The organism is Streptomyces sp. NPDC001606 (assembly GCF_053596835.1).
On the sequence record NZ_JBSFHC010000003.1, the window covers coordinates 115,794 to 128,406 of the forward strand.

At 72.8% G+C, this 12,613-nt stretch carries 13 protein-coding genes and 1 tRNA gene; 7 read left to right on the plus strand and 7 right to left on the minus strand.

Annotated features, from left to right (window positions below; genetic code table 11):
* Positions 1 to 31 precede the first annotated feature (31 nt).
* Complete coding sequence (locus tag ACWCV9_RS08050) at positions 32 to 550, minus strand: gluconokinase (protein ID WP_450784811.1); 519 nt, start codon at positions 548 to 550, stop codon at positions 32 to 34.
* Positions 551 to 690: 140 nt separating this feature from the next.
* Between ACWCV9_RS08050 and ACWCV9_RS08055 the strand changes: the two genes are divergently transcribed.
* Positions 691 to 1,392: a FadR/GntR family transcriptional regulator gene (locus ACWCV9_RS08055; RefSeq protein ID WP_450784813.1), complete on the plus strand. Its 702-nt coding sequence runs from the start codon at positions 691 to 693 to the stop codon at positions 1,390 to 1,392.
* 11 nt (positions 1,393 to 1,403) lie between these two features.
* On the opposite strand, the gene ACWCV9_RS08060 is transcribed toward ACWCV9_RS08055, so the two are convergent.
* Entirely contained in the window at positions 1,404 to 1,778 is a 375-nt protein-coding gene (locus tag ACWCV9_RS08060; protein ID WP_450784815.1) for a YchJ family protein, read from the minus strand.
* Between the two features lie 135 nt (positions 1,779 to 1,913).
* Between ACWCV9_RS08060 and ACWCV9_RS08065 the strand changes: the two genes are divergently transcribed.
* Positions 1,914 to 2,225, plus strand: coding sequence for a dsRBD fold-containing protein (locus ACWCV9_RS08065; protein WP_385844572.1), 312 nt, complete (start codon positions 1,914 to 1,916; stop codon positions 2,223 to 2,225).
* 21 nt (positions 2,226 to 2,246) lie between these two features.
* Here the strand turns inward: ACWCV9_RS08065 and polX are convergent, their stop codons facing one another.
* The gene (gene polX, locus ACWCV9_RS08070; RefSeq protein WP_450784816.1) at positions 2,247 to 3,971 is read right to left on the minus strand and encodes a DNA polymerase/3'-5' exonuclease PolX; all 1,725 of its coding nucleotides are present in this window, start codon (positions 3,969 to 3,971) and stop codon (positions 2,247 to 2,249) included.
* A 67-nt stretch (positions 3,972 to 4,038) separates the two neighbouring features.
* Positions 4,039 to 4,126 (minus strand) — tRNA-Leu (locus ACWCV9_RS08075).
* Between the two features lie 215 nt (positions 4,127 to 4,341).
* On the opposite strand from ACWCV9_RS08075, the gene ACWCV9_RS08080 reads away from it, so the two are divergent.
* The 3 genes from ACWCV9_RS08080 (at position 4,342) to ACWCV9_RS08090 (ending at position 7,052) form a co-directional block, all read left to right on the plus strand.
* On the plus strand, positions 4,342 to 5,667 hold the full coding sequence (locus ACWCV9_RS08080; protein ID WP_450784817.1) for a M20/M25/M40 family metallo-hydrolase: 1,326 nt from the start codon (positions 4,342 to 4,344) through the stop codon (positions 5,665 to 5,667).
* A gap of 149 nt (positions 5,668 to 5,816) precedes the next feature.
* Positions 5,817 to 6,050, plus strand: coding sequence for a chaplin ChpH (gene chpH / locus ACWCV9_RS08085; protein ID WP_450784819.1), 234 nt, complete (start codon positions 5,817 to 5,819; stop codon positions 6,048 to 6,050).
* A 132-nt stretch (positions 6,051 to 6,182) separates the two neighbouring features.
* Positions 6,183 to 7,052, plus strand: coding sequence for a chaplin (locus tag ACWCV9_RS08090; protein ID WP_450784820.1), 870 nt, complete (start codon positions 6,183 to 6,185; stop codon positions 7,050 to 7,052).
* A gap of 83 nt (positions 7,053 to 7,135) precedes the next feature.
* On the opposite strand, the gene ACWCV9_RS08095 is transcribed toward ACWCV9_RS08090, so the two are convergent.
* A complete protein-coding gene (locus ACWCV9_RS08095) occupies positions 7,136 to 7,324 on the minus strand; it encodes a DUF5703 family protein (RefSeq protein WP_030053310.1) in 189 nt (62 codons plus the stop codon).
* Between the two features lie 47 nt (positions 7,325 to 7,371).
* Between ACWCV9_RS08095 and ACWCV9_RS08100 the strand changes: the two genes are divergently transcribed.
* The gene (locus tag ACWCV9_RS08100) at positions 7,372 to 8,082 is read left to right on the plus strand and encodes a hypothetical protein (protein WP_450784822.1); all 711 of its coding nucleotides are present in this window, start codon (positions 7,372 to 7,374) and stop codon (positions 8,080 to 8,082) included.
* A 57-nt stretch (positions 8,083 to 8,139) separates the two neighbouring features.
* Here ACWCV9_RS08100 and ACWCV9_RS08105 read toward each other — a convergent pair whose 3' ends face one another.
* Positions 8,140 to 10,362, minus strand: coding sequence for a helix-hairpin-helix domain-containing protein (locus tag ACWCV9_RS08105; RefSeq protein ID WP_450784824.1), 2,223 nt, complete (start codon positions 10,360 to 10,362; stop codon positions 8,140 to 8,142).
* Positions 10,359 to 11,342, minus strand: a complete 984-nt coding sequence (locus tag ACWCV9_RS08110; protein ID WP_450784825.1) for an aldo/keto reductase — start codon at positions 11,340 to 11,342, stop codon at positions 10,359 to 10,361. The genes ACWCV9_RS08105 and ACWCV9_RS08110 overlap by 4 nt, the downstream gene beginning before the upstream one ends.
* Positions 11,343 to 11,508: 166 nt before the next feature.
* On the opposite strand from ACWCV9_RS08110, the gene ACWCV9_RS08115 reads away from it, so the two are divergent.
* Positions 11,509 to 12,564, plus strand: a complete 1,056-nt coding sequence (locus ACWCV9_RS08115; protein WP_385844565.1) for an LLM class F420-dependent oxidoreductase — start codon at positions 11,509 to 11,511, stop codon at positions 12,562 to 12,564.
* Positions 12,565 to 12,613 lie beyond the last annotated feature (49 nt).

Consider the following 12,613-nt stretch of genomic DNA (forward strand, 5'->3'; position numbering starts at 1 on the left):
CCTTGCGGTTACGGGGGACGGTGATGAGGTGCTACTCGGATGCGAGGGCGCGCGAGTCCAGCGCCCGCACGGCGCGCTCGACGATCTCCTCGGGGCTGCCGCTGACGTCCACGGCGACACCCGCCTCGTCCGGCTCCAGCGGCTGGAGCGTGGCGAACTGGGAGTCCAGCAGCGCGGTCGGCATGAAGTGGCCCTGCCGCGCGCCCATCCGGTCCTCGATCAGCTTCCGGTCGCCCGTGAGGTGTACGAACACGATCCCGGGAGCCACGGCCCTGAGCCGGTCGCGGTACGACCGCTTCAGCGCCGAGCTGCTCACCACCCCGCCGAGTCCGGCCCGCCCCTCGGCCCAGTGGCCGATGGCGTCGAGCCACGGCCACCGGTCGGAGTCGTCGAGCGGGACGCCGGCCGACATCTTGTCGATGTTGGCCGCCGGGTGGAAGTCGTCGCCCTCGGCGTACGGGACGCCCAGCCGCGCGGCGAGCAGGGGACCGATCGTGGTCTTGCCCGTCCCCGCGACGCCCATCACGACGACGACCTGGGGGGTACGCATGACTGCCTCGCTGTCTTCCTCGACATCCGACGCCACTTCGGCGTCGCCACACTGAAACCCATTAGGTACGACGAATTCAAGACTCTGTGATGAATAAGTCTGACTTTTTGGCTCTGTGATCCAGGCCGTACGCTGAGTGCATGAGCACACCGGGCCGGGGGCTGCACGGCCATGTACTGGACACCCTCGGCCCCGCGATCACGGCGGGGGAGTACCCGCCGGGCAGCGTGCTGCGCACCGACGAGCTCGCGCAGAAGTTCGAGGTCTCGCGCTCGGTGATGCGCGAGGCTGTCCGGGTGCTGGAATCTATGCACCTGGTCGAGTCCCGCCGCCGGGTGGGCGTCACGGTCCGCCCCAAGTGCGAGTGGAACGTCTACGACCCGCAGGTCATCCGCTGGCGGCTGGCCGGCGCCGACCGCCCGCACCAGCTGCGCTCACTGACCGTGCTGCGCTCCGCGGTCGAACCGGTGGCGGCGGCTCTCACCGCGAGAAACGCCACGGCCGAGCAGTGCGCCGAGCTCACCGAGTGCGCGCTCGGCATGGTCGCCAACTCCCGGGGCCACCGCCTGGAGGAGTACCTCGTCCACGACATGGCCTTCCACCGCGTCATCCTCAACGCCTCGGGCAACGAGATGTTCGCCCGCCTCGGCGACGTGGTCGCGGAGGTGCTGGCCGGCCGCACCCATCACGAGGTCATGTTCGAGGACCCCGACCCGGCCGCCGTCACCCTGCACGTCCAGGTGGCCGAGGCGGTCCGCGCGGGCGACGCGGTCCGCGCCGAGCAACTGACCCGCGAGATCACCGTGGGCGCCCTCCACGAACTGGACATCCTGGCGCCCTAGGAGGGGCGGGGCTACTCCAGGAAGTCCCCGTCGACGTACACCCACGCGCCGTCCACCCGCTCGAAGCGGCTCCGCTCGTGCAGCGAGCCGCCCCGGTAGGAGGCGCGGAAGGTCACCGTGCCCGTGCTGTGGAACGCGGAGCCGTCGCTCGTGTCCAGGATCTCCAGCCCCGTCCACCGCATCCGCGGATCCAGCTCCAGCCGCTCGGGCCGGGTCCGCGGATGCCAGGTGCGCAGCAGATACCCCGCGTCCCCCTGCACGAACGCGCTGTACCGCGACCGCATCAGCAGCTCCGCGGTCGGCGCCTGCGGGGAGCCCGTGTGGAAGCGGCCGCAGCAGGCGGCGTACGGCTGGGGCAGTCCACAGGGGCAGGCGCGCGAGGTCATGGCCCCCATTCTGCCCGCACCCGCGGCCCGCCCCGCCCCTCGTCCGGATTTCACCGACAAGGAGGCATCCGCGCCCGGCGAGGTGCACAGTGGGAGAGGAAGTGCGCCGCGCAGCACAGTGAGGAGAGACGGACGATGACCGGACCCCTCCACCACCGGCCTCCGGCCGTCAAGGAATGGCGGCTCAACCTGTACCTGTCCGAGCACGACCCGGACACCACCGCCCGGATCATCCTGGACACCGGGGACAACGTCATGGAGAGCCACGCGGAGGCCCGCCGCAACCCGTACGACCCGGACGTCCCCGAGATAGGCGACGAACTCGCCGCCGGACGCGCCCTGATCGCCATGGGCCGCCGGCTGCTGCGCGCCGCCGACGGCGACATGAAGGCCGTCGGAGCCACCGACACCGAGGCGCCCGGGCCGCTCTGGATGCAGCGGGAGTGAGACGCCGGGGCGGTGCGGGAATCAGCTGCCCGCCTTTCGCAGAAAGCGGCGCAGCCGGGTCAGCGGCCAGGTGTTGATCACATCGTCCCCGGTGAGCCAGCCCCGCTGGGCCGTGCCCACTCCGTACCGCAGCTGCGCCAGGTGCGGCACGGAGTGGGCATCGCTGTTCACCGCGAACTTCACGCCGTACTCCCGCGCCCGCAGGATGTCCTCGTCGCACAGGTCCAGCCGGTCCGGCTGGGCGTTGACCTCCAGCGCCGTGCCGGTCCGCGCGCACGCCGCGAACACCTCGTCCCAGTCCGCGTCCACCCCCGGCCGCCTGCCGATCAGCCGGGTGGTGGGGTGCCCGATGACATGGACGTACGGGTTCTCGCACGCCCGCACCAGCCGCCGGGTCATCGCCGCGCGGTCCAGGTCGAAGTGCGAGTGCAGCGAGGCCACGCACAGATCGAAACCGGCCAGGAACTCCTGCGGCCAGTCCACCTCGCCGTCCGGCCCGATGTTCAGCTCCGTGCCGTGCAGCAACCGCATCCGGCGGTGCCTGCCGTCCAGCTCCCGCACCCGCTCCCGCTGGGCGAGGACCTTCTCCTCCGTCATGCGCTGCATGTACAGGTTCGGCGCGTGGTCGGTGACCGCGTAGTAGGCGTATCGGCGTTCGGCGGCCGCCGCCACCATCTCCTCCAGCGGCGCCAGACCGTCCGTCAGATCGGTGTGGGTGTGCAGGTCGCCGCGGATGTCCCGCTCGGTCACCAGCTCCGGCAGCTCCCCGCGCAGGGCCGCCTCGATCTCCCCGCGGTCCTCCCGCAGCATCGGCGGGATCCACGGTAGCCCGAGCCGGGCGTACACCTCCTCCTCGGTGCGGGAAGCCAGAGACTCTCCGCTCTCCGCGTCGAACAGCCCGTACTCGGACAGCTTCAGCCCCCTGTGCACGGCGATGGTGCGCGTACGGATGTTGTGCGCCTTGGAGCCGGTGAAGTACTGCATCCCGGCGCCCCAGGACTCCGGCGGCAGCACCCGCAGATCGACCTGGAGCCCCCTGGTGGTGCGGATCGACGTCTTCTTCGAGCCCCGCGCGATGACCTCCGCGGTGGCGGGCAGCTCGCACAGTGCCGCCATGAACGGCTCGGACCTCTTCGCCGCGACGATGACGTCCAGATCCCCGACGGTCTCCCGCATCCGGCGCAGCGAGCCGGCGTAGGAGCACCGCTTGCACCCGGTGACCCCGGACAGCTCGGCGACGATCTCCTCCGCGGTGTCCAGGGCCGGCGGCAGCGGCACCCGGGCGCCCGCCTGCCGAAGCAGCTCGATGCCGTGCCGGATGTTCTCCTGCGTCTTCGCGCCGAACCCCTTCAGATCGGCCAGCGCGTCCGCCTCGATCGCCGCGGCCAGCTCGTCCACCGACGAGATGTGCAGATCCTCGTACAGCCGCAGCGCCTTCTTCGGACCCAGCGTCGGGATCGTGATCAGCTCCCGCACCCCGGCCGGGATCCGGGCCCGCCGCTCCTCGACCACCGCCATCTTCCCCGTGCGCAGGTACTCGGCCACCTTGTCGGCGATCGACCGGCCCACGTTCGGGATCTCTCTGAGGCCGTCCTCGTCCAGCGTGGAGATGTCGGCCGGATACCCGCCGATGGCACGCGCCGCCTTCTCGTAGGCGCGCGCCTTGAAGGCGTCGCCTCCCGTGATCGCCACGAGGTCCGCGTACTCCCGCAGGAGCGCCTCGACCTCGTCGTTGGGCCGGGCCACCCCTCAAGTCTAGGAAGCCCGGCCCACCGGGGCATGCAAAAGGCCCCCGCCGAAGCAGGGGCCTTGCTGGTGTCCGAGGGGGGACTTGAACCCCCACGCCCGATAAAGGGCACTAGCACCTCAAGCTAGCGCGTCTGCCATTCCGCCACCCGGACAAGGTGTCTGTCGTGCGAGTTCCTCCCTCTCGGCGGGTTTCCCTCGCGGCGACGAAGAGAACATTACCAGGCTTTCGGGGGTGCCTGATCACCCCCCGGTCCCGGGGACGTGCAGCGTGAACGGCATGTGACGGGCCGGTCCCCGTCTTGGGCCGGTGCCGGTGCCGGAGAGAGGATGAGGGGAGACCACCAGCAGTGACAGCGGGAGGAAGCACGTGAGCGACACGGACACGGCCAGGGGCGTCACCGGTGAGGACGAGGTCGTGGACCTCTGCCGCGAGCTGATCCGGTTCGACACCAGCAACTACGGCGACCACTCCGGGCCCGGCGAGCGCAAGGCGGCCGAGTGGGTCGCCGAGAAGCTCGCCGAGGTCGGGCTGGAGCCGGAGATCTTCGAGTCCCACCCGGGCCGCGCCTCGACGGTGGCCCGCATCGAGGGCGAGGACCCGTCCCGGCCCGCGCTGCTGATCCACGGCCATCTGGACGTCGTACCGGCCAACGCCGCCGACTGGACCCACCACCCGTTCTCCGGCGAGGTCGCCGACGGGTGCGTGTGGGGGCGCGGCGCCGTCGACATGAAGGACATGGACGCCATGACCCTCGCCGTCGTGCGCGACCGGCTGCGCAGCGGCCGCCGCCCCCCGCGGGACATCGTGGTCGCCTTCCTCGCCGACGAGGAGGCCGGCGGCACCTACGGCGCCCGCCACCTCGTGGACCACCACCCCGAGCTGTTCGAGGGCGTCACCGAGGCGATCAGCGAGGTCGGCGGCTTCTCCTTCACCGTGAACGAGCAGCGCCGGCTCTATCTGATCCAGACGGCCGAGAAGGGCATGCACTGGATGAAGCTGACCGTGGCCGGCACCGCCGGGCACGGTTCGATGATCCACCGGGACAACGCCATCACCGAGCTGTCCGAGGCCGTGGCCCGCGTCGGCCGGCACAAGTTCCCGGTGCGGGTCACCAAGACGACCCGGGCCTTCCTCGACGAGCTGGGCGACGCGCTCGGCACCGAGCTGGACCCGGAGGACATGGAGTCCACCCTGGCCCGGCTCGGCGGCATCGCCAAGTTCATCGGCGCCACCCTCAGCAACACCGCCAACCCCACCCAGCTCAACGCCGGCTACAAGGTCAACGTCATCCCGGGCGAGGCCACCGCGCACATCGACGGCCGCTTCCTGCCCGGCTACGAGGAGGAGTTCCTCGGCGACCTCGACCGGCTGCTCGGCCCGCTGGTGCGCCGCGAGGACGTGCACGCCGACAAGGCGGTGGAGACCGACTTCGACGGACCGCTGGTGGCCGCGATGCAGTCCGCGCTGCTGGCCGAGGACCCCACCGCCAAGGCGATCCCGTACATGCTCTCCGGCGGCACCGACGCCAAGTCCTTCGACGACCTCGGCATCCGCGGCTTCGGGTTCGCCCCGCTCAAGCTGCCCCCGGAGCTGGACTTCGCCGGCATGTTCCACGGCGTGGACGAGCGGGTGCCGGTGGACGGCCTCCAGTTCGGCGTGCGGGTGCTGGACCGCTTCATCGACGCTTCGTGAGGCTCTGCCCTGGAGTAATCGGCCGCGCGTACGACACCGACTGAGAAGAGTGAATCCGACCATAAGCTCGTAGCTCCATTACTCCCTCCTCGTTACAGGTGATGCGAACCCCGCACCTTGGGATCGCATTTGCCAACGAGGAGGAAGTAATGATCAAGAAGGTCGTCGCTGCTGCGGCTGCCACCGGTGGGCTGGTTCTCGCGGGCGCGGGCCTGGCCGTCGCCGACTCGGGTGCCCAGGGGGCCGCCGTGCACTCCCCGGGTGTCGCCTCCGGCAACGTCGTCCAGGTGCCCGTCCACGTCCCGGTGAACGTGTGCGGCAACACGATCAACGTGATCGGGCTCCTGAACCCCGCCTTCGGCAACACCTGCATCAACAAGTGACGCCGGCTCCCTGAAGGGGCCGCTGTCCCGAAGGGCGTCTTTTGCGAGCCGTCGGCCCCGGAGCGCGCGCCATGCGCTCCGGGGCCGACCGGCCTTTTCTCACAGAACATCGAAGGCAGGGGGGAACTCAGCATGCGACAGGGCACCCGCAAGGGTCTGATGACCATGGCCGCCGCGACCGGTGTGATCGCCGCCGCGAGCGGCTACGCCCACGCCGACTCGGCGGCGGCAGGCTCCGCCACCGGATCGCCCGGCGTCTTGTCCGGCAACACGGTGCAGGCGCCGGTGCACGCGCCGGTGAACGTCTGCGGCAACACCGTGAACGTCGTCGGACTGCTCAACCCGGCGGCGGGCAACAGCTGCGCCAACCACGGCCAGGACACCTCGGGGGGGTACGGCGACTCGGGCGGCCACACCGGCTCCGGCGGCTCGCACGCGGGCGGCCACACCGGCGGCTCCCCGGGCGTCGGCTCCGGCAACACCGTGCAGGTACCGATCGACGTCCCGGTGAACGTGTGCGGCAACAGCGCCAGCGTCATCGGCGTCGGGAACGCCACCACCGGCAACGACTGCGCCAACGGCGGCGGCCACCAGGCCCAGCCCCCGGGCGGCGGCAACGGCCCCGGCAACCCGCCCGGCCAGCCCGGCCAGCCCGGCCACCCGGGTCATCCCGGCCACCCGGGTCACCCGGGACATCCGGGCCAGCCCGGTCACCCCGGGAAGCCGGGTCAGCCGGGTCAGCCCGGTCACCCGGGTCAGCCGGGGCACCCCGGCACGCCCCACCAGCCCGGCGGACCGGGGACCCCGCCCGCCCAGGGCGGACACACCCCGCACGGCTCCAGCCAGGTCAAGGAGCAGGGCGGCGGCTCCGCGCAGTCGCTGACCGACGGCCAGCTCGCCCACACGGGCAGCGACCTGCCGCTGGGACTGGCGCTGCCGGCCGGCGCCGGCGCGCTGCTCGCGGGCGCGGTGCTCTACCGCAAGGCGCGGGCGGGCGTGTAGCACGGCGGACCGCACCGCGGTGAACGGAGCGGGCCCCGCCATGGCGGCGGGGCCCGCTCCGTCCGTTCTTCAGCTGTTCCGCCTCACCAGGTGGCACGCACCTGGCGGATGATCCGCCGACGCAACCGCACCTTGCGGCTGCCGTCGCGCAGCAGGCTCAGTCGGTCCAACTCCCAGTGTCCGTACTCGGCATGGTCCGTCAGCAGACGCGTGGCGTCCTTGCGGGACACCCCGCGAGGTACGTACACGTCGACAAATTCGTATTCCGGCATCGCATCTATTGTGCGGGCTGGTGCCCGGTACGGATAGCGTCTGCACTATGTCTGATGCTGCGCAGCCCACCGTTGCCGAGGTACGCGCCGCCGCCGAGGCGGTCAAGACCGCGCTGGACCGTCATCTCGCGGCGGTCGAACGCAGGTCCGGGGACGACGATCCGGCCGTCTCCGAGGCGTTCAACCAGCTGGCCGCGGCCGCCGAGGCGTACGACGAGCTGCTCTACGACCGCTACGACGAGGTCACGCCCTTCGAGATCCCCGGCACGGAGGACACACTGCCGCCGTACGCGGGCCCCGAGGAGCCGAACGCGATCAGCGTGCTCATCCGCCGCGACTACACCGTGGCGGAACCGCAGCGGCTGATCGCGCAGGCCCAGCGGGTCGAGGCGGTGGAGTACGAGGACCTCGGCGGCGGGGAGGGCGATGCCCCGGGGAGCCTTCCCGGGGCGCTCGGTGTCCTCTTCGGCGAGTTCGAACCGGACGAGATCGCCTCCCGGCACAAGGAGTTCGGCCTCGAGGAGGGCGACTCCACGCTCTGGGTCACCGCCGCGGAGGAGGCTCCGGAGGCCGGGGAGTGGCTGGAGTCGCCGTTCGAGCACATCGACGCGCAGGCGGTGGTGTGCCGGTTCGACGTCAGCGCGGTCTTCGACGAGGAGGACGCCGAGGCCGAGGAGGACGACGACCTCGAGTTCGACGAGGACGACGAGGACGGAGCGGACGAGGAGGATCTGGAGCCGCTCGACGCCGAGAAGTGAGCCGGTGCTGGCGGTGCCGCAGGGCGTGAGGCCGTTGCGGCACCGCCGGCCGTCCGCTCAGCGGACCGGTTGCTGCCCGAGCAGGGGCTGGAGCAGGGTCCGCAGCCGGGTCGTACGCGGCTTGGCCGGCACCTCGGCCACCGCCTTCGGCAGCGCCTGCTCCACCCCGTGGACCACGGACAGATGCCGCTCCGCCCGGCCGAACGCCGTGTACACCCAAGGTCTGCTGAGCGTCTGGGTCGCGTCGCCGGGCAGCACCACGACCGCGGCCGGCCAGCGGGTGCCGACCGCCTGGTGCGCGGTCAGCGCCCAGCCGTGCCGTACCGCACCCTCCACCCGCTCGCGCGGTACGACCACCTCCGCGCCCGCGCACGACAGGTGCAGCCCGTCGGCGTCGGCCCGCACCACCACGCCCGGCACCGTACGGCCGGGGGCGGGGGAGTAGGCGATCCGGTCCCCGGGATCGAAGCCGCCGAAGCGGCCCGGGCCGGGGTTGAGGCGTTCCTTCAGCGCCGAGTTGAGGGCGCGGGTGCCCGCGGCACCTCCGTGCCCCGGGGTGATCACCACGCTCTGGTCGGCCGGAATGCCGAGCGCGCGCGGCACCGAGTCCGCGACCAGCTGCACGGTGCGGTGCACGGCCTCGCCCGCGTCCCGCACCGGGACGATGACGATCTCCTTGCCCGGCGCCGCGACCTGGTTCAGCTTGCCGACGCCGACGCCGGAGACCAGCTCGCCCAGCGGACCGGGGTCGGGCACCCGGGAGGCGAGCTGCGGACAGGCGCCGGCCGCGAGCAGGTCGGCGAAGACCCGGCCGGGCCCCGCCGACCACAGCACCGCGGGGTCGCCGCTGAGCACCAGCCGGGCCCCGTCCGGCAACGACTCCACCAGCATCGCCGCGCTCTCCACGTCGAGCTGCGGCGCGTCCAGCACGACCAGCAGATCCAGTTCCAGGGCGCCGTCCGCGTCCCGGCCGGGCCCCTCGGCGCCGGACAGCAGCCCGGCGACCGTCCCGACGGGCTGCTCCGCCGGCTCCCCGCCCAGCAGCGCGGCGAACCGGTGACGCCCGCCCGGCGTGTGGCAGACGGCGAAGACCCGCAGGCCCGCGTCCCTGGCGGCGCCGAGCAGCGCGGCCGGTTCGGCGCGGGCCGCCTCCGCGCCGGTGTGCAGCACCAGGCCGTGCCCGGCGACCGCGTGCACCAGCTCGGCCGCACCGCCGGAGACACCGGCCGCAGCCGCCTCCCAGACCTGTCCGGCCTCCGGGGAGATGGAGTTGACCAGCCGGGCCAGGCCGTCGGCGAGGCTCTCCTCGGCGAGCGCGTACCGCTCCAGGCCGACGAGGACCCGGACCGGCCGCTCCGCCTCCTCGTCCTCCTCGTCCCCCTCCTCCGCTTCCCGCGGGGCCTGGGCGCCGGGCTCCTCCAAGGCGTCCTGGAAGGCCAGCGCCTCGCCCTCGGCGAGCGCGTCCTGCACGGCCGCGTCCGGGTCCGGCACGCCCTGCCGGCCCAGCGCCGCGGTGAGCGCGGGCAGGTCCAGCGCGGTGTGCCCGGCCAGGGCCGCCTGCTCCAGCAGCCAGACGGTCACCGCGCGGCCGCGCCGCTCGTCGTCCGGGCCGCACGCGGCGCCGAGCAGCGCCCGGGCGAAGCCGTCGGCCTGCTCGGGCCGTACCCCGCCGACCCGGAGCAGCTGCCAGGGGTCCTGTCGGAGCACGCCCTCGGCGCCCTCGCCGAGGGCCGCGGCCACCTGCGGAGCGAGGGCGTCGGGCGCGCCGCCCTCGGCCAGCACCCGGCGGACGGCGTCGACGGTCCGCGCCGCGGGGGCGACGGGCGCGAGGGCGCCGGAGGCGGGGGTGGGCTGGGGACGGCGCACGGGTTCGGGGGCCGGGCGGCGCGGGGCCGGTGCGGGCTCCTCCGCGAACACCGTGGCCGCCGGCTTCTCGCCGCTCTCCACCGCGCGGACCGCGGCGAGCAGGTCGGCCGCCTTGCCGCTGAGCTTGGTGCCGCTCTCGATCCGGGCCGTCTTCTCGGCCTTGCGCCGCTCGATCCGCTCCCGCTCCAGACGCTGGGCGGCCAGCTCGGCCTGCGCCTCGGACACCTCGGGAGCCGCTGCCCCCGAGCCCTCGGCCTCTCCGGCCTGTTCGGGGGTCTCCGTGCCCTCGTCCCCGGTCTCCTCGGAGCCGTCGGCGCCCTCGGCCTGCGAGGGCGCCGACGCCTCGTCCGCGCCCTCCGGGATGTCCGGCGTCCCCGGCCCGGCTTCCTCCGTGGTCTCCGGCTCCGTGCTCACAGCGTGCTCCAGTCGTGATCGGGATAGCGGTGCACGGGCGCCGACACATCGTCCAGCGCCCGGCAGATCTCGTCAGGAAGACTAAGGGCCTCCACTGACAGTGCCGCCGTGAGCTGCTGCGCGTTGCGCGCACCGACGATCGGTGCCGCCACCCCGGGCCGGTCCCGGACCCAGGCGAGGGCGACCTGAAGGGGGGTGACGGCGAGTCCGTCGGCGGCCGTCGTCACCGCGTCCACGATGCGGGTCGCCGTGTCGTCCAGATACGGCTCCACGAACGGCGCCAGATGCTCGGAGGCACCGCGCGAGTCCGGGGGAGTGGTGTGCCGGTACTTGCCGGTGAGCACGCCCCGGCCCAGCGGTGAGGAGGGCAGCAGACCGACTCCGAGGTCGAGCGCGGCGGGCAGCACCTCGCGCTCCACACCGCGCTGGAGCAGCGAGTACTCCAGCTGGGTGCTGGCCAGCCGGGTCCGCGAGCCCGGCGCCGCGAGCTGCCAGGTGGCCGCCTTGGCCAGCTGCCAGCCGCAGAAGTTGGAGACGCCGGCGTACCGGGCGCGGCCGCTGCTCACCGCTATGTCGAGGGCCTGGAGCGTCTCCTCCAGCGGGGTGTCGGGGTCGTAGGCGTGGATGTGCCACACGTCGACATGGTCCGTGCCCAGCCGGGCCAGCGAGGCATCGAGGGCGGCGAGCAGATGGCCGCGGGAGCCGTCGAAGCGGCGGTCGGGGTCGGGCACGCTGCCCGCCTTGGTGGAGATGACCAGGTCCCGGCGGGGCACCAGCCCGTCCATGAGCCGTCCGAGCAGGTACTCCGCCTCTCCGTCGCCGTAGACGTCCGCGGTGTCGACGAGGGTGCCGCCCGCTTCCCAGAACGCCTTCAGCATGTCCGCGGCGTCGTGCTCGTCGGTGTCCCGGCCCCAGGTGAGGGTGCCGAGCCCGATCCGGGACACGCGCAGGCCGGTACGGCCGAGATGCCTCTGCTCCATGCGGGCGAGATTACTGGCCAGAACCGGTGCGGTGGGTTGCCTGTGGACAACCGGCACCCCGGGTCCCACAGCGCCCGCGGAATCGCCGCGCAGCCCTGCCGAACCCGGCCCCGCGCACGCTAAGGTCTCCGCCAAGGACGTTACTGACGGGTAAGAGGAGTCGCTGATGCAGCTCGGGCTCAACCTCGGCTACTGGGGTGCCGGAATGGACGCAGACAACCTGGCCGTGGCCCAGGAGGCCGAGCGGCTCGGCTACTCCGTGTGCTGGGCCGCGGAGGCCTACGGCTCCGACGCCGCCACCGTGCTCAGCTGGGTCGCCGCCCGGACCGAGCGCATCGACGTCGGCTCGGCGATCTTCCAGATCCCGGCCCGGCAGCCCGCCATGACCGCGATGACGGCGGCCACGCTGGACTCCCTCTCCGGCGGCCGCTTCCGCCTCGGGCTCGGCGTCTCCGGCCCGCAGGTCTCCGAGGGCTGGTACGGCGTCAAGTTCGACAAGCCGCTCGCCCGCACCCGCGAGTACGTCGAGATCGTCCGCCGGGCCATGACCCGCGAGCGGCTGACCTACGAGGGCGAGCACTGGACCCTGCCGCTGCCCGGCGGCCCGGGCAAGCCGATCAAGCTGACCGTGCACCCGCAGCGCGAGCACATCCCGCTGTACATCGCCGCGATCGGCCCGAAGAACCTGGAGCAGACCGGCGAGATCGCCGACGGCGCGCTGCTGATCTTCCCGGCCGCCGAGCACCTTGAGGAGACCACGCTGAAGTACCTGCGCGCGGGCCGCGAGAAGGCCGGCCGGACCCTCGACGGGTTCGACGTGGCCCCGACCCTGCCGCTCGCGGTCGGCGACGACAAGGACCTGGCCCGGCTCGCGGACACCTTCCGGCCGTACACCGCGCTGTACGTCGGCGGCATGGGCAGCGCCAAGCAGAACTTCTACAACCAGCTCGCGCAGCGCATGGGATATGTGCAGGAGGCCGCCGAGATCCAGCAGAGGTACCTGGCCGGCGACAAGCAGGGCGCCGCCGCCGCGGTGCCGCAGGACCTCATCGACAAGACCACACTGCTGGGTTCCGTCGACCGCATCGCCGACCGGATGAAGGCCTACGCGGCCGCCGGTGTCACCACCCTCAACCTCGCCCCGGCGGGCTTCGCGCTGGAGGAGCGGATCGCCTCCCTGCGTGCCGGCAGCGAGGCCTTGGAGCGCGCCGGGCTCGGCTGAGCGCCGGGAGATTCCAGCGGCCGTGGTGGGGGCTCGGGGGTCTTCCCCG

Coding starts and splice junctions, on each gene's coding strand:
- ACWCV9_RS08050 (WP_450784811.1), bottom strand. CDS start 550: ATGCGTACCCCCCAGGTCGTCGTCGTGATGGGCGTCGCGGGGACGGGC.
- ACWCV9_RS08055 (WP_450784813.1), top strand. CDS start 691: ATGAGCACACCGGGCCGGGGGCTGCACGGCCATGTACTGGACACCCTC.
- ACWCV9_RS08060 (WP_450784815.1), bottom strand. CDS start 1,778: ATGACCTCGCGCGCCTGCCCCTGTGGACTGCCCCAGCCGTACGCCGCC.
- ACWCV9_RS08065 (WP_385844572.1), top strand. CDS start 1,914: ATGACCGGACCCCTCCACCACCGGCCTCCGGCCGTCAAGGAATGGCGG.
- chpH (WP_450784819.1), top strand. CDS start 5,817: ATGATCAAGAAGGTCGTCGCTGCTGCGGCTGCCACCGGTGGGCTGGTT.
- ACWCV9_RS08090 (WP_450784820.1), top strand. CDS start 6,183: ATGCGACAGGGCACCCGCAAGGGTCTGATGACCATGGCCGCCGCGACC.
- ACWCV9_RS08095 (WP_030053310.1), bottom strand. CDS start 7,324: ATGCCGGAATACGAATTTGTCGACGTGTACGTACCTCGCGGGGTGTCC.
- ACWCV9_RS08100 (WP_450784822.1), top strand. CDS start 7,372: ATGTCTGATGCTGCGCAGCCCACCGTTGCCGAGGTACGCGCCGCCGCC.
- ACWCV9_RS08110 (WP_450784825.1), bottom strand. CDS start 11,342: ATGGAGCAGAGGCATCTCGGCCGTACCGGCCTGCGCGTGTCCCGGATC.
- ACWCV9_RS08115 (WP_385844565.1), top strand. CDS start 11,509: ATGCAGCTCGGGCTCAACCTCGGCTACTGGGGTGCCGGAATGGACGCA.